We start from the raw sequence: 16,286 nt of genomic DNA, 5'->3' as shown, positions 1-16,286 counted from the left end.
ATGACGCCGGTTGAATATCGGCAGTCAGCTTAAATTCCAGTCAAAACTGGCTCACAAAACGGGGTAAGGACAGGGTTGCCGGGCTTATCCGTTGTCCGGTCCGGGAGGAAAAGCGAATGTCTTCTATCAGCTTGTGCAGAGAAATAGCCTCCTCAAACGAGGGAGCAGAATGGGTTCCGTTTATTACATCGCTAGCCAGCCTTCGGTAGATTTCTTTGACGTTGGTATGAGGCCCAAAATGGTCCATACCTGCTATCTCAATAACGTCTGGCTCCTGCCTGGAGGGAGAATAACGCGTAATGGCGAGATTCGCAAGCTGGGTATGTCCTGTGGAGGCTGTAATGACCAATTGCCCCGTTGTTCCCTCAATTTGCCAAATAAAAGCGTCCCCATAAACCGAATGCCCGCCTGTATACTCCATTGAAAGAGGGGCACCGTTGGTCAGGCTTGCTATAACCGAGATATAATCAGGAGCGTCAGCCTCAATATAAGTACCCTTATCGAGTGCTTTTACCCGTGGATAGCGAGTGTGAACGTTGGCGGATAATTGACTGATACTGCCCAGCACATCGCAGGCAGCGGCAACCGTGTGCGCGAACGGAATGGTCAGCAGGTCAGCACCACTGTCTTGCTTTCGTAAATATTCCTCGTTTTTTGTATCGCTGATCGTAGCCCCCCAGGGGGTGGCCCAGCCGTGGATGCTGCTGGATACAATCGAACCGATCGAATTCGTTTTGATTAGCTCAGAGAGCTTACGGATCGCTGGTGAAACTCGGGCCTGCGTTCCCGCCACCGCTACGACTGAACGCTCGCGGGCCATAGCAGCCAGCTCTTCAGCCTCTGCCAAGGTGCGACCAAGCGGCCACTCACAATAGACATGCTTGCCATGCGAGAGAATGCTCTTTACGGCATCATAATGCAGCGGTACGCGAACCGTCACGACAACCAGGTCAATATCTCTCGATGCGGCCATCTCGTCAATACTGCCGAAAGCGCGCGGAATAGCGCTTGCCTCGGCAGCCGCCCGTGAACTTTCCAGACTGGAGTTGACAACACCCACGATCTCATAGTGGTCGGACAATTCACGGAGCGCCGGTAGATGGGCAACAGCCGCCCAACTTCTGCCGGCTTGCAATCCAACCAGACCAATTCTTAGTTTTTGTTTTTTCATCGTTTCTGTTTTTTCATTGTGACTCTGCGATTAAAGCGAATCGCCGGAAGTCCGGGTGGTGGCTCCGCACAGTTGATCGTGACGAATCGTCCGTTCTAATAATCGCTTAACTTCATACGGGTCAACCTGCCTTCCTGGGGCATTTAAAAACACGCTCTGGACGCTTGATCGGTAAGCATAGGGTCATAATGGTCATTTACAATACGTAGCATACACTATCGGTAAAAGCTTTAGAATAGGGCGATGATGAGGCCCGGAAACAGTAGTAGAGGCATAGATTAGGGTTTCATGGACGGTTCATTTTAAGTTGAACCGAAAACGACTAAGCAACCTTTCAGAGCCCCTGCCAGATTGTGGCAAAGGCTTTTAAAAGGCTGCTTACTACTTTACCTATGGTTAGGCAACTACTGTTTCAAGCTGTTTGACCAGCTGAATTTCACTGTTAACCTTTACTTCTTCGCCCAAGGCTACCCCACCTGTTTCCAGTACGCCATTGAAGGTAATGCCCCATTCGCTACGGTTGATTTTTCCGCTGATGGTAAAGCCCGCTCGAACGCCACCCCAGGGGTCTTTCGTCACGCCACTGTATTCAACCGTTAACTTGACCGGTTTGCTAACGCCTTTCATCATTAAATCCCCATAGACGGTGAAGGTATCATCGGATAGCTTCTCAATTTTTGTCGATTGGAAGCTTAACTGGGGATAGGTTTCGGCTTCGAAAAAATCGGAGTTGCGCAGGTGGTGATCGCGTTGCTCATTGTTGGTATGAATGGAAGCAATCTCGGCGGTAGCCCGTATTTGAGCGGTACTGAAGTCGTCATCCTGGGTTTCAACCGCTACCTGAAACTGTTGGAAAGAACCCGAGATATTACTGATCATTAAATGTTTGATCTTGAAGACTAATTCGCTGTGAGTGGGGTCAAGGACCCATTTAGTAGTTGACATGTGACTAAAAATTATTGATTGATATATTACTAAGAACGGGTGAAGGCCCTGCAGCCAGCAAAGCCATTGTCAATGGAGAAACCGTTGCTGGCCTTACCAGAGAATTCGTTGCGAAGCCTCAACGGTTGCGATGTGGTCTAATTTGCCCTGTCGGTATTCCTGATAGAGTCGTCGAATGTCTTCCTGTGTATCGCCGATGAAAGGGCCGTGCGACACGATGGCATCCCCTTGCGGTTCTCCGGCGTAGAGAATAACCCGGGCTCCGGTTTCCCCACTTGTCAGCTTGAGTTCGCTCAGTGTTTGCTCGGCGTGTCTATCCAGCCAGCCCACTTGATCCCGGTGGATCTCGTTGGCATCGTCGCCCACCTGCAGACTGCCCTCAAGGACATATAGGAACGTGGTAAAGGATGCCGGAAGGTGTTGCACCGTGGTCGTGCCGGGCTGCAAGTGGATATCAGCAATAATAAGAGGTGTATAATTCTGAATGGGTGACGTTACCCCCGCCAGAGAACCGCTATAAACCTGTATAGTTGTGCCCTTATGGGTTAAAATTGGCACTTTCTCCAAAGGCAGATCCTGTACCCGTGGCTTAGCCCAGCGATCTTTCTTGGGTAGATTCAGCCATAACTGTAACAGGCGCATCGACGCTTTCCCTTCGATGGTTTCGGTATGGACGATACCACTACCCGCCGTCATGAGCTGTAGGTCACCACCCTTCATCTGGTGAGCCTCGTCGCCTATGTTGCCTTCCAGAAGCAAGGATACGGTTTCAAAGCCTGCATGCGGATGCGGACCGCCCACTGGTTGTTCATCTTGCTTGTCGAGTCGATCATCCATCAATATAATGAACGGGTCACTTTCAGTGAAGTCGACCTGAATAACTGGTCTTGCCAAATGACCAGGTCCTAAAAACCCCTGTTGAGTAGGTGGAGTATATGTTATGACGAGTTTTCGATGAAGGTTCATGCTCCTGGTTTTTACTGTGGGGGCAAAAATTTGCTCACCATTGATGATGCAAATTTACGCTTATAACTATACTTTTGTAAGTACTATACCATAGTATAGCCCTATACTCCAGTATAGTAAGTATAACAAAGCTTTTATCCAGGTAACTAGGACTTCTACAGAAAATGGAAACGACAGATCTAAATCACGCGGAGTGTATCAGTACATTACGGCCCATCCGAGATGCGTTGGACGTGTTGAATGGTAAATGGAAGCTGCCTATAATCGTGGCCTTAACCTTTGGGGAGAAGCGGTTTGGCGAAATTTCCAAAGAAGTGCATGGTATTACTGACCGAATGCTCTCTAAAGAGTTACGGGATATGGAGGTAAACGGGTTAGTAAAACGAAAGGTGTACGATACCTATCCCGTCAAAGTCACTTACACGTTGACACCACATAGTCAAACCCTTGGCGGGGTGATCGAATCACTGCGTAGCTGGGGTGAGTTACACCGAAAAAAAATCCTCTCGGGTGAAGTGTGAATGAAAGCAATTAGATCCGGCGATGGTAGCCATCATTAAAGCATCAGCTTCATGGATAACATGCCGAACACGGCATTGACTTCGCCCGTTGATTCAGGGGACGGACCAAAAAGGTTCAATATTACGTTTCGGGCGGGCTTGCTGAATGAGACCATCTCAGAATGGGCATCGTGGAAAGAAAATACCTGCTTTACCCGGACAACGGATTCCAGTTATGCCGTGCGTGTCGAAGGGGGTAACCTGGATGCAATCCTTTACGTGCTGCTCCATGAGGCTACACACGTCGTCGATGCCGTGATGAACGTCACCCCACATGCTTCAGAAAACACGCACTCGTTGAATCGACACCGTTCACCAAAGATGTTTGGCGTACGATGAAAGTGCCTGATGATCGATACCTTGATTCGCTGCTGGAACAAAGCCGTTTCCGAAGCGGTCTACCGATGCCAATCAGTCTGGCCCCGGACGTGTATCGGAAGCTCACGCAACCCCCCTTTCCCTCCTTGTACGGTATGGCAGCCTGGTCTGAGGACATCGCCGAGCTGGTGACGATCTATCACCTCACCACCCGGATGAATCAGCCGTTTCATGTGGTTATTACCAAAGACAAGGTGGCTCGATTCGAACCCATGAAAAACCCGCTGGTAAAACAGCGATTGGATCATCTAGCGGCTTTCTACGAGCCATAATGGCAACTCTGGGAAAAACGTACAAGGCACTTTGCCTTTTTTCCATTCTTTCGCGCGGTTTCCCCTACCAACTTTGCCTTGTCAAAAATTTAGGGCTAATCAGTTAATGAATAGCTGATTAGCCCTAAAACAAAACTCGCTACTTACTTGAAAACAGCAGAGCCGCTGCAAAGGTATAACCCTGTTGTCCGGTCTGTACATCGCGACCCCATAAACCCGCACAATGCAAAAATTCAGCGTCAGAGAGTGTGTTTCATTTATGCTGACCATCCTGTGGAACAGTAGCCATTTGTCGGACATGAGCCAAAAGCTCAGGGCTAAAATCGGACAGTTGATGATAGGAGATGACTCAGTTCTCGGAGGAAAGTTAGTTTCCAAGATACTTTACCCCTGTGTGACCGTCGCCGTCATACTCGAACAGAGCATCGAAAATCTGCAAGACCAGTTTGCCTGCGAGGTGCTACTGTCAACACCCAGATCCAGGGCCTTGAAGTGAGTAGCTTTCCGGGCGAGTTCGCCCAACAGACTGATCAAATAATCCCGGCTACGGCCTAAGCGAAAGAACCTGGCCACCATGAACGTATCGCCGGTTCACAGTTTAGACAGTAATTCGTCCAGGGCTGGACTACTCGTATTGACACCGGTAATCTTATCCTGAAATATTTCATTGCAACCTACCTTTTGTAGGGCATCGAGTTGGGTGTCCAGATTCTGGTCCAGGCCAGACACACGCGCAAAGCCGAAAAGTTTGTTCATGGTGGCGATCCCGCTGTGGCCTACTGGTCGATAGAGTCAAGAAGTCGGTGTCATAAATACGATCGTCTATTTATTTCAGGCTCTACTTTTTGAACCCTATTTTGGGGGTAGAACAGCAAATGGAACGGGAGTTAGGCGTGGGTTCAGAAAGCTATGAAATACTGATCACCGCGATTTTTCTCCCCTTTCCAATTCCAAGGAAACCGAAATCAACGATATGAACACCGGTATGGGCGTTTAATGCGACAGGATGCTTTAGGTGTTTTTTACTTCTGATTAATGGGGTAATGTGCTTGTGAAATTGTAGCACAAACTCATCTGCGAGGCTGAAAATGGAACATTGATTTGTGACGGGGCCGCCCGGCGGACAGATTTTTGAGACCATTACCTAACACTAAGATTGACCACGCGGCAGCGTAGGTCAGCTCCCAGAAAAACGGGCATTTAAAGAGAGAGGTAGCCCAGCGCTCTTCTAACTTTTCGTCTCTTTATCTAACTTGGAAAATGATTTTCTGGTAAGGTAAAAGCACTCGGTCTTTGGAGTGCAAATAAGCCGCTTTCAGGTCAGACTTCTGCTTTTTGATGGTCACCTGGCGAGCGGGCCGATCGTTGATGATAACCCTGAGCGGACGATTCACATCGAGCAGTTCCGGATAGACGTAAAAACTAAATCGTCTCACCCGCGACGTTCGGATCCGAATTTCGTTATCGGTGACGGAAGCCTCGATCACACCGCTCCGGCGGGGGTTAAATCCTGCCCGCCCCTGATTCGTGGACCGAATAGAAGGTGTATATTCGTCTACCCAGGATGACTGTTGAACCGTCGTATCCAGCTCGTTAATTTCAATCCAATCGTAGCGACCATTTTGCACGTTGTCGACTTCCCAACGGAGCTGGTGAGCGAATGGATTTCTGACTTTCGAAAACAGAGAATCATAAACAAAACTGACTCGTTTTTGCGCGGAGTAGGGTAAGGTATGATTGCCCTCGAAGGAGTAATTCTGCCAGTGGGCTCCCATGCTTTTGGCGTACGTGTAGATACTATCCACCGTTGCGTAAGGGAAGATATGATCGTTTTTAGCCGTCGCGCCAAAGAACGTTCGGCTATTGGTTAAATTCCGTAAGGGGGTATTGGTTATGAACGACTGCGGAAAGTAAGTGAATGCCAGGAAGGAAGCAAAGGGTGTCGGCTGATTAATCGCCATATAAAACGCACCCTCGCCCCCGTTGGAGTGTCCGGTTAGGTAGACCCGGTTGTCATCGATGTTATAAAGCGATTTAACAAAGGCGATTTCTTTGCGTATCGCTTCAAAAGCTACGGGGTGATACAACCAGTTGACATCCTTTCGAGCAAATGGATAGAGGATAAAAGCGCCGGCTTCCCTGGCTTTGCTCAATACAGCCGCATCACTGATCGGCACCCGCCCTTTGATCATAAAATCAGGACGACCTCGAACCGCTCCCTGTAAAAACAGGTAGAGAGGGGTACGTTGGTTGGGCTTGTACTCCTTTGGAATGTAGACCAGGAAAGGGACTGTGAGCGTGTCATTCACAGCAATGTGGTAGAGGGTCCAGTGATTGACCACAGGCGGTGTTTCGTACCGGTTATAGGTTCGAAGGGTTTGGTAGATTTGATCGAAGCTATTTTGATTAAAAAGATTGTTTAGAAACTGCTGACTCAGCAATGGGGACCTGTTAAGCCGTTTAGTAGTATCGGTAATACCCTGGAAATAGAGCTGGTTTAAGGTTTGGACCGAATCGTACCGGGTGCGCATGGCAGCCATCGATTTTTTCCAGATGGGGGCACCGGTAATACAGGCCAATTTACTGCTGTCCTGAGCAAAGGTGGGGTAGTTGCTATAGTCAAGGTAGCTATTGGCCATTTTCGTGTAATAAAGCAGGGCTTTGTCGGGTTTGCCGACCTGACAGGCGCTGACCGACGCCCGGTAAAAATTATAATTGTTCTGATAGTCGGTTGGTCCCGTAGCGAACAACTTTTCCGTCCAATACAGACAATTGGCGTACTCATTTTTCTGGTAGCTTACGAAAGCACGGTCGTTATAGACGGCGGCAGAATCATTTTGAGCCCGAGCGGTTGTCACCCAGCCGAGGATGAATGAGAATGTGGCAATCCATTTCATTGATGGAACGAGATTATTTTGGGCAAAAATCCGCTAGTCGTCCGAAACGGAATTGTATTTTCTGGACAACTCGTTCGAATCATGAAGAAATTTGAAGATCAACCGATCATCGGCCAATTTGTCGATCGTGTTAAAAAATCGGGAGGGCCTATCACCGGTCAACTGCCGATAGACCTTGATAAAATAAGCCTGGTCGTAAAAATTACTGCGATAGCCGATCTGAGTGAGCGTGTTTAGCTGTTGGCTGACCATTTTATCCTTCAGGGAATGGCGAAAGCGGGCAATTTTGCGAAAACGGACGGGGGAGATCGTCAGGTGCTTCAAAAATAAGCGATTAAATGAGCGGGTGGTCAATTTCGACTCGGCGATGATGGATTCGACACTCATGGGGTGGTCAAAATCCAACAGCCGGTCCAGGGCGCGATCCAGTAAGGGGGCATCAGCAAGGGGGCGATAGATGGAAAGAAGAAAGGTTTCCAGCATATCGATCCGCTGGTGATAGTCATGGGTTTGATAAAAAGCGTCTAAAAAGGCAAGGCAGTGAGGATGCTCAAACCAGTTATTAACTACTTGTGAGTCCGCTGGCGTTACCTCTTGCAGCGTTCGGTCTAAAAAGTGATTCAGACCCAGCGGTTTAAAAAGAATGGTAATCTTGTCGAGAAGGCCCTTCAACTCCACATACAGGGGCGTTTCATGTTTACCCTGGGCAATCATCAGATACGGTGTCGGCTGTCTTCCCTCCACGATGGTGGAAAACGGGTCTATGCGGCACGTAGCATTTTTGTGGATATTAAACGCTTGCAGGGTATTGGGGAAGGCAAAGTACCTACTGAGAAAGGTGGGAGAGTCTGTTTTGAGAAAATAATAATACTCAATATGCTTTTGTAAAAGGGGGTTCTTTGGATAATAATGCTGAACCTCAATGGGCGACACGGAGCTCATCGTATAAAGAGGATGGGTTTTAATAAAATCAATCGAAAGAATGACACCGCCGGCCGCTACGAAGTTGCATCCAGATGGAGCGACTTCTGTTTAATTTTGGGGGTGCTAGGGATTTACCTGACAGCCGACAATGAAGTTATGCCTACGCACTTCAAATTCTCAGCAAATCCTCCTTTTATGACGCATCAAACGGGCGTTTGGAGAGACAGCATACAAATTACTTCTGACCTTATATGCCCTTTGCGCTAGATAAATCAATCCCGAACGCAACGAACAGATTTTGCGTGAGAAACAGAGCTATCGAAACGGAACGCTTTTGATTTAAGTGGTTTTTCCCCAGGGCCACCATAACTGAAGTTCCATCCCCAGGCTTTACCCTCCTCACCCGAAGGTGTGGATGTCCACCAGAAACCCATAATACCCAGGACGTCATAACCATTATTTCTGCGAATACCTGCCGGAAGCCCGTTAAACCCGCTGCTGTTAGTGCCGTTGCCGTCCTCCATCCAGCCACTGACGCTTTTCATGGCTTCGCCGGCCTTCTCGGTTCCGCCAAATTGACTTACCAGCAGAGACCATTCGCTATCCGTTGCTAAATGCCAACCGCTGGGACAGGCTTTTTTCGCTGCCTCCCAGGTATAAAGCAAGCCCAGCTCTTTTCGGTTATTCTCCTGGTCATCATACGCATAGCTACCGTCAACTTTGTAGTTCAGGTTTTGTGCCATCCAGGTAACCGTGCTGCCAGTCAACGCATTTTTAAAGCTGACCGTTTTATACGTTTGCCCATCGCGTGAGTCGGTAAAGGCGCCGGTGGATTGGGCAATTGCTGCCTGAGTAAAAAAAACAGATAGTAAGAACAAAGTATATACGCAGGAGTAGTTCATCCCTTTTCCTTTTTTAATACCAATGAATTTCGACAAACCTACACGTCTTTATACTACGATCTGTTTGAGGGCATGTAAAAGAATGTTAACGAAACGTAAAAGCCGATTTTGGGGACTGCTATGGATTTTAGCCTTTAAGAGGTTGGAAATACTGTACAAAAATGTAGCCTATACAACTGTCTTCCAAAATCGCTCCTTTGTGTGACAACGTCTCATCGATAAGATCCTACCGTGTTTAGCACTATAATAACCTTCGAGCGGTAGTTTGTGAACGAACTTATTAAACCACAATAAGACAGTTATCTTTCCAACTTGGGAAAGCGTTCAGAAAGCTATGAAATGCTGATCACTGCTTCTTTTCTCCCCAGGTTGGCCTCGGAGTAGTGCACCACTCCGAGGCCAATCATAAGAAAAAGGAGAAAGCCCTTCACCCTCTTGCAACCGATCCAATCCAGAAAAAACAGTATCTAATTTGTGTATGGTTCAATTGATATTAATCAGGAAGATAGACTAATGGGCCTGGTTCTGAATAGGCCCGCGACAGCGGATTTTAGATTCACCAAAGCATAACGGGATGGGGAATCCAAAATAGATATGATCAAATAATAAAATTAAAATTACTTGGTGGCCGTAATTGTAAATTTAACCTGCTCATCATCAACCCCTTCAATCTTGACGGTGTTTCCTTTAACCATCCCCACATGTTCACCTTCATAGTGTAAGGCAATGGCACCGCTACTGGTTTCCATCAGCTCTACGTTATCGACTGAGACAACCATGAAGTCTGATCCATCACTTTTTACCTGAATCTTGACATCGAGACTAACCGTTGTTTCCGTTTGACGAGTTACAGTAATTGTTCCTTTCAAGTTGGTATGGTCGGCTGAGACCGTTTTGGTGCTATACGCTAATTCGGAATACGTATACAAACCAGCGGTTTGTGTAGCCAGATCAGGAGCTGGGGCCGGATCGGCATCCTTTTTACAAGCGGTAAACGAATAGGCTACGAATAATACGAGCCAAACAGTGCAGAAATTCGAAAATAATATTTTAATGTTCATGAGTACGTTGTTATAATTAAAAATTCACTTAATTCTTTCATCATCCGCTGATCTCATTAGGTAGCGGTACGGGCAGGTATGCTAATTAATCCAATCTGGTTACACACAGCCAAAGTTTAGGTAAGCCACCTTTGGTCGCCATGCGGAGACTCAACTTAGTTGTTGGCTCGGATGAATCAGCGGAAGTTTTACGAATGAATCCGCATAATAAAAATGGTAATCAGTTCGCCAAAAGCAGTTGCCATTTCTTCGAAAAACCATGATTTATGAAGTTTAGGGCTTTCTCATAAAACGTAAAATCGAACAATTGAGCAGCCAATCCGGATCCGGATTGGCTGCTTTTGGCTTTAATTCCTGGGCGCTTGGCGGACTATCAAGTGATTACTAGGGTTCCATATGGCAATGTAACATTACCGGCTTTGTAGCCTTGAAAGGCGTCGCTCCCCCAAAAATTTGCTGTGCTTTGTCTTTGGAAATTGAAATACATTTGTCGGATTTGGGTGTGGTTTTTTGCTTTTTCATACGATACTCGTTTAAATGATGTGAGAATAAATAGTTGGGAGTTTTAGACATCCCGCTTTGGCATTTTTTTGTGTTGCCGATGCAAAATTGGCAGGATCTGACCGAGAGCCGAAATCATAACTTGTAACTGGCGGAAACCCATTGGTAACTGGTGGAAATGGGCATAATGCTGGTTTCCAGATCTTGGCATCCCCAATTATTAAAACAGTTTTTTCTGACTAGACTTTCCCTTTAAATAATTGGATTCGGATGATACCTCCTAGGCTTACTTAAACTCAAACGACCATGAAGTTTACCCCCACCTTAACCATGCATGCGGATTCTACGGAGACCACCAATCAACAGGTATTCAGCATGGGAAAAGACTGTCAGTATTTAGACGACGTGGGTTTGTTGCTGGCCGAATCCAAACAACTCATGGAAAATCTGCAACAAGCAGTTGTGCATTAGTAAGCTCAGGAGTACCTACGCCAACAACGCCTGCAACTATCCCCAAAATGCTGCTTGAAAGATTACCAGCCATTGACCTTGAAAACGCTCATTGGCAAGGTAACCACCCGAAGTCTGCGGTATAAGTTTGGGCAAGATAAGAGGGCTAAGATCATCACGCCTTTATGTACCTTATTCTCGCAACGGGAAACACCGGACCGCTTATGGTTAGAGACCAAATGGACAGCTCTACTTACCACAAAGTAGCGGATCTGATGAAAGAGGTGCTACCTGTTGATCCAAGGCTGAACGCAGCAACGATCCGTAATCATGTTGGTCGAATAGCTCGACAAGTCGAAGCGGCTGTAGAGGACAAACGTCCTTTCGATTGAGAAGCTAGTTCGCATGATGAAGAGTTGAAAGCTAACTCCCGGCCAAAACTGGAAATTGATCAGCTACTGCTATCTCAAAAATTTCAGCGTATTCTTAATATTATCCGCCACTTTTTTTCCCTGCCAGAATCCTACTTCGATCGACTTCCTGTAATGAATACCACCATATAACCTAGACCAGCCTGCTTCCTCGCCTGCTTCGCGGAAAGAATCGTAAGATCGGGGACCCAGCGTAATTCCCTGGGGGGTAACCAAACCATTAAATGTACTATCGGTAAAGGCTTGGTTATCTCCCAATACGGTGGTCATCGCTTCGGCATTGGCTAAAGACAGCGAAGCGTGTGCGGCAGGATATTCCGGGTGAGGGGCTCCCAAGAGCGCCGTAAATGGTTGGCCCATTACATCATCATAATCGAAAGGCCTCGCCAACAGGTACTTGTATTTTGCTTGCCAGGTGCTGATGGTAATATCCATAACCGTAATACCGCCCAGCGCATAGGCAAGAGCAGCCACATCAAGACCGGATTGTTTTTTTTGTAATACCTGTTTTAAAATGCTTACATAATGCCCTGGCGTGCTGGTACCGGGAAAGTCTCTCCACCAAAATGCCGTGTTGTATTCGTCTGTACTCGTAGCCGGCTTCGCATTGATTACTTCCGTGGTCATTTCAGCAAGCTTGTCATAATTCGGGGGGCCGGGATCGGCGCCAGTGCCACTGCCGGATACCAAGGGCCGAAGATTTCCAAAGTAAGGTAAACTGTGTACCGGCAAGGGGCTTGGGGGGGTCCAATATTTTCCGCCGGATGAAGCTGCCGGTGGCGTGTAGGCACCATTAACAAGTTTGTAGCCGTCGGTTTCAGCCCATTGAAGTACAGCATCCGCGATCGCTTTTCCAAACGTGACGGAACGTTCCAAGGTAGCCACATCTACGTCTTTCGCATAGTTGTTCTGCAAATCGGTTTCCAACTGATTGATGAGTGCCTTATTTGCATCGGTGGCGTTGGGGAACATGGCTCGGTTGATGGCAGCAAGCGCTGCATTAGCGGAGGCCGGCCAATGATAGTCAACACCGGCAAAGATTATAGGTAAGCCCGTTAATCCATTCAACTGGGATGCAATGGACTGGTATGCGGGCATACCTGGTACTACTGCCTCATACAAGGCAATGCCGCTATAAGCGTAATGGCGTGAATAAAGCACGTTGCCGATCGTAGGTGGGTACTCTCGCATTTGTTTCACCTGCATATTCAGCCATTTGATGGCCACCTCGGATGAATACGTGTTGGTTTGTTTTGCCTGCACCTCCGGTTGATGATCGCATCCTGACAGGGGAAGCAGCAATGAGGTCATGAGTACCAAGGACCGGATTTTTATTAATGTTACGTTTTTCATACTGATTTTCGGCGTTTATTATAAATGTCTGGGGAAGATAACATTGACTTCCGCTGTGCTCAAGCAGTAATAGCTCAGTGTAGAAGTTTTTAGATATACACCAGAATTAACACCCGAAGTACTTTGAGGAGCGAAAATTGTCGTTTGTCGAAAAATGCCGTCGTATGTCTATTTGACGACTTTTTTGAAAATTGAATTGCCGATATTCATTTATTTTGTATAGTATGGACATGCAACGGCTGAATTCCTTTCTTTCTGGTGAATTTCTTTTTTCGTCGCGCTACCGGGTGTGGCGGCATGTGATCTATTGGTCGTTTCACATAACGATCTGGGCCACCTTCTGGCTGGTTATGGGTATTCCAGGATCTTTTGGCCGTCAGTTATTCAACATGTCGTTGTGGGTGCCGGTTTTTATCTTATTCAGTTACCCCCTGGTATACGGGGCCATTCCCCATGTGTTGCTCAAGGGGCACGTTTCATTTTTCATCCTGCTCGTTTTGGCTTGGGCGGCACTGGGACTTTTTATCGATTCAGCGTATCGGTCGTATGCCATTATTCCGCTGCAGGAGGCTATGGGATTGGAAAATATTGTTCCAAGAGGCGCCATGCCCTCCTGTTACCTGTGCATGACCACTTCTGCGGCCAGCCCGATGATCATAAAATTCTTCAAGTCGTGGACCATTAAGCAGCGTGACTGGATGCTTGCACGGCAGCAAAAGTTAACCACCGAGCTAGAGTTGTTGAAAGCACAGGTGCATCCCCATTTTCTGTTCAACACCCTGAATAATATCTACTCCTTTTCGATGGACAACTCACCCAAAACACCCGGGCTGATCTTAAAACTATCTTCGCTGCTGAGCTACATGCTCTACGATTGCAAAGCGGAGCAGGTGACGCTGGAACAGGAAATAGAGACCATGAAAAACTACATTGATCTTGAAAAAGAACGGTATGGCAATAAAATTGAAGTATCCTGGAACGTTGAGGGCACTATTAAAAATAAATTCATTTCTCCGTTATTGATGCTTCCGTTTTTGGAGAATGCGTTCAAGCATGGCGTGTCGGAACAACTAGAAAAACCCTGGCTTAGCATTGACATATCGGTAAAATCGGATAGCCTTCGATGCAAGATTGCCAACAGCAAGAACGAATTTGTGCCCTACCACACCAACGGCAACGGGATTGGGATCACGAATGTAAAAAAAAGACTGGCGCTCATTTACCCCAGCAAGCACGAGCTTAAGCTTAACGACGAAGGTGATTTTTTCGTGGTTTCGCTGCTCGTGAAACTGGCTGGCGACAAATCAGCGTATCTTGAAACAGCCGGACAGCCGCAGATTACGCAAACCATTCGCCATGAAAATCTGCACGCTTTTAGATAATGAAAGCAATCGATTCCTTTCTGTACAATGAGTTTGTTTTTTCACCCCGCTACCGGGTGTGGCGTCATATCGCCTATTGGTCATTACACATAACCGTATGGTCCATTTTCTGGATCGTCATGGGTGCACCCACCTCTTTTGGGCGTAACCTATTCGACATGTTGCTGTGGGTACCAGTTTTTATCTTATTCAGTTACCCCTTGATGTATGGGGCCATTCCCCATTTGCTGCTCAAGGGGAAAGTAGTGCAGTTCTTTCTGCTCATTCTGGCGTGGGGCGGTTTGGGACTTTATATCAATTCCTGGTTCATTACGTACCTCTATACCCCGTTGCAAGAAGCGATGGGATTGGACTTTGTTCCTCAAAAAGTGTGGGAGCCGCACAGTTACCTGTGCATGACCACTTCTGCGGCCAGCCCGATGATCATAAAATTCTTCAAGTCGTGGACCATTAAGCAGCGTGACTGGATGCTTGCACGGCAGCAAAAGTTAACCACCGAGCTAGAGTTGTTGAAAGCACAGGTGCATCCCCATTTTCTGTTCAACACCCTGAATAATATCTACTCCTTTTCGATGGACAACTCACCCAAAACACCCGGGCTGATCTTAAAACTATCTTCGCTGCTGAGCTACATGCTCTACGATTGCAAAGCGGAGCAGGTGACGCTGGAACAGGAAATAGAGACCATGAAAAACTACATTGATCTTGAAAAAGAACGGTATGGCAATAAAATTGAAGTATCCTGGAACGTTGAGGGCACTATTAAAAATAAATTCATTTCTCCGTTATTGATGCTTCCGTTTTTGGAGAATGCGTTCAAGCATGGCGTGTCGGAACAACTAGAAAAACCCTGGCTTAGCATTGACATATCGGTAAAATCGGATAGCCTTCGATGCAAGATTGCCAACAGCAAGAACGAATTTGTGCCCTACCACACCAACGGCAACGGGATTGGGATCACGAATGTAAAAAAAAGACTGGCGCTCATGTATCCGAATAACCATGAATTGAAGATGCATGATGAAGGTATCTTTTTTGTAGTTTCCCTGCTTGTCAAACTAACTGGCTATACGCCCATTCAGCTTCCACTTCCTGAGGTGATAACTCAACCCATACCAACATGAAGCTTCGCTGTTTACTCATCGATGATGAGCCTCCTGCATTAAAAGTGCTGGCACGATATATCACCGCCATTGATGGCCTGGAGATAGCAGGTCAATGCAAAAATGCCATTGAGGCCCTGGATGTGCTCCATCAGAAAGCAGTTGATGTCATTTTTCTCGACATCAAGATGCCCTACATCATCGGCACAGATTTTTTGAAAAATCTCTCTCATCCACCTAAAGTAATCTTTGTTACCGCCTACCGGGAATATGCTTCTGATGGGTTTGAATTGGATGCCGTGGATTACCTGGTGAAGCCTGTTTCGTTTGAACGATTTTTTAAGGCCATCACCAAAATAAATCGACTGATGGGTCGGGAAACTGACACTATTAGTGACAACGATGCTCCCAAAACCCCTTCTTTTATTTATCTAAAAGTAGACAGGGACATGAAAAAAATCGTTGTGAATGACATTGACTATATCGAAAGCTGGAAAGATTATGTGAAAGTTTTTCTTACCGGTGGCAAATATTTTCTGGCGAAGCAGTCTATCAGTGCCATGGAAAATCTTCTTTCAGATCATAAATTTATGCGGGTCCACCGATCTTATTTGGTTTCATACGATAAAATTTCAGGTTACAACGCTGTATCTGTGCAGTTGTCCGGCCACGAAATTCCTATTGGGAGATTGTATAAACAGATTGTAATGGAACGATTGCAAGAGCAGATCTAGGGCGCAGTCACAGGGTTGATACTCTCCCTATATGTCCGGTCCTGCACGTATTTCCTGACTGGACTTGTTACCTTTTACTGAACGCGGTCCCCGGGACAAAAAAGCGAAGTAACTGCTAGAAAAGAAAGAAGACTGATCTCACAAATCGCTCCTTTTCGTGAGACGATGAAAAGTTCAACTATCCTATCGGTTTACCTCCTAATGTCCTTACCCCGTTCGGTGAGCCAGTTTTGACTGGAATTTAAGCTGACTGCCG

Annotated in this window: 16 protein-coding genes; 7 read left to right on the top strand and 9 right to left on the bottom strand. The window is 46.8% G+C overall.

The window, feature by feature from the left end:
• Positions 1–40 precede the first annotated feature (40 nt).
• From F0P93_RS31315 to F0P93_RS31305, 3 genes are all read right to left on the bottom strand, one after another.
• A complete protein-coding gene (locus tag F0P93_RS31315; protein WP_150881742.1) occupies positions 41–1,171 on the bottom strand; it encodes a Gfo/Idh/MocA family protein in 1,131 nt (376 codons plus the stop codon).
• Positions 1,172–1,567: 396 nt separating this feature from the next.
• Positions 1,568–2,116 (bottom strand): YceI family protein, encoded by a 549-nt coding sequence (locus F0P93_RS31310; RefSeq protein WP_150881741.1) that lies wholly within the window; start codon positions 2,114–2,116, stop codon positions 1,568–1,570.
• Positions 2,117–2,209: 93 nt separating this feature from the next.
• The gene (locus tag F0P93_RS31305) at positions 2,210–2,953 is read right to left on the bottom strand and encodes a pirin family protein (RefSeq protein ID WP_225309740.1); all 744 of its coding nucleotides are present in this window, start codon (positions 2,951–2,953) and stop codon (positions 2,210–2,212) included.
• Positions 2,954–3,246: 293 nt separating this feature from the next.
• Here F0P93_RS31305 and F0P93_RS31300 point away from each other — a divergent pair, with 293 nt between their 5' ends.
• From F0P93_RS31300 to F0P93_RS31860, 3 genes are read left to right on the top strand one after another with little or no spacing between them, the layout of a single operon-like run.
• Positions 3,247–3,603 carry a winged helix-turn-helix transcriptional regulator gene (locus F0P93_RS31300; RefSeq protein ID WP_150881739.1) on the top strand — a complete coding sequence of 119 codons (357 nt, stop codon included), beginning with the start codon at positions 3,247–3,249 and terminating at the stop codon, positions 3,601–3,603.
• Between the two features lie 51 nt (positions 3,604–3,654).
• Positions 3,655–3,981, top strand: a complete 327-nt coding sequence (locus F0P93_RS31865) for a hypothetical protein (RefSeq protein WP_225309739.1) — start codon at positions 3,655–3,657, stop codon at positions 3,979–3,981.
• Positions 3,978–4,292 (top strand): hypothetical protein, encoded by a 315-nt coding sequence (locus F0P93_RS31860; RefSeq protein WP_225309738.1) that lies wholly within the window; start codon positions 3,978–3,980, stop codon positions 4,290–4,292. Before F0P93_RS31865 ends, F0P93_RS31860 begins: the two co-directional genes overlap by 4 nt.
• A 591-nt stretch (positions 4,293–4,883) precedes the next feature.
• Here the strand turns inward: F0P93_RS31860 and F0P93_RS31855 are convergent.
• The 5 genes from F0P93_RS31855 to F0P93_RS31270 form a co-directional block, all read right to left on the bottom strand.
• Positions 4,884–5,048: a recombinase family protein gene (locus tag F0P93_RS31855; protein WP_225309737.1), complete on the bottom strand. Its 165-nt coding sequence runs from the start codon at positions 5,046–5,048 to the stop codon at positions 4,884–4,886.
• A 488-nt stretch (positions 5,049–5,536) separates the two neighbouring features.
• Positions 5,537–7,189: an alpha/beta hydrolase family protein gene (locus tag F0P93_RS31285; RefSeq protein WP_150881738.1), complete on the bottom strand. Its 1,653-nt coding sequence runs from the start codon at positions 7,187–7,189 to the stop codon at positions 5,537–5,539.
• A gap of 33 nt (positions 7,190–7,222) precedes the next feature.
• Positions 7,223–8,131, bottom strand: coding sequence for a helix-turn-helix domain-containing protein (locus F0P93_RS31280; protein ID WP_150881737.1), 909 nt, complete (start codon positions 8,129–8,131; stop codon positions 7,223–7,225).
• Positions 8,132–8,385: 254 nt separating this feature from the next.
• Positions 8,386–9,051 carry an FISUMP domain-containing protein gene (locus F0P93_RS31275; RefSeq protein ID WP_150881736.1) on the bottom strand — a complete coding sequence of 222 codons (666 nt, stop codon included), beginning with the start codon at positions 9,049–9,051 and terminating at the stop codon, positions 8,386–8,388.
• Between the two features lie 581 nt (positions 9,052–9,632).
• Positions 9,633–10,076, bottom strand: coding sequence for a hypothetical protein (locus F0P93_RS31270; protein WP_150881735.1), 444 nt, complete (start codon positions 10,074–10,076; stop codon positions 9,633–9,635).
• Positions 10,077–10,883: 807 nt separating this feature from the next.
• Between F0P93_RS31270 and F0P93_RS31670 the strand changes: the two genes are divergently transcribed.
• Entirely contained in the window at positions 10,884–11,048 is a 165-nt protein-coding gene (locus tag F0P93_RS31670; protein ID WP_191908978.1) for a hypothetical protein, read from the top strand.
• Between the two features lie 440 nt (positions 11,049–11,488).
• Here the strand turns inward: F0P93_RS31670 and F0P93_RS31265 are convergent, their stop codons facing one another.
• On the bottom strand, positions 11,489–12,811 hold the full coding sequence (locus F0P93_RS31265) for a vanadium-dependent haloperoxidase (protein ID WP_150881734.1): 1,323 nt from the start codon (positions 12,809–12,811) through the stop codon (positions 11,489–11,491).
• Positions 12,812–13,035: 224 nt separating this feature from the next.
• Here F0P93_RS31265 and F0P93_RS31260 point away from each other — a divergent pair, with 224 nt between their 5' ends.
• From F0P93_RS31260 to F0P93_RS31250, 3 genes are read left to right on the top strand one after another with little or no spacing between them, the layout of a single operon-like run.
• Positions 13,036–14,193 (top strand): sensor histidine kinase, encoded by a 1,158-nt coding sequence (locus tag F0P93_RS31260; protein ID WP_150881733.1) that lies wholly within the window; start codon positions 13,036–13,038, stop codon positions 14,191–14,193.
• Positions 14,193–15,317 carry a sensor histidine kinase gene (locus F0P93_RS31255; protein WP_150881732.1) on the top strand — a complete coding sequence of 375 codons (1,125 nt, stop codon included), beginning with the start codon at positions 14,193–14,195 and terminating at the stop codon, positions 15,315–15,317. The genes F0P93_RS31260 and F0P93_RS31255 overlap by 1 nt, the downstream gene beginning before the upstream one ends.
• Entirely contained in the window at positions 15,314–16,030 is a 717-nt protein-coding gene (locus F0P93_RS31250) for a LytR/AlgR family response regulator transcription factor (RefSeq protein ID WP_150881731.1), read from the top strand. Before F0P93_RS31255 ends, F0P93_RS31250 begins: the two co-directional genes overlap by 4 nt.
• The last annotated feature ends 256 nt before the right edge of the window (positions 16,031–16,286 follow it).

The sequence above is a fragment of the Larkinella humicola genome, from assembly GCF_008727875.1.
Lineage (GTDB): Bacteria > Bacteroidota > Bacteroidia > Cytophagales > Spirosomataceae > Larkinella > Larkinella humicola.
Note: the sequence above shows the minus strand (reverse complement) of the source record. Positions and strands in the feature narration are given on the sequence as shown.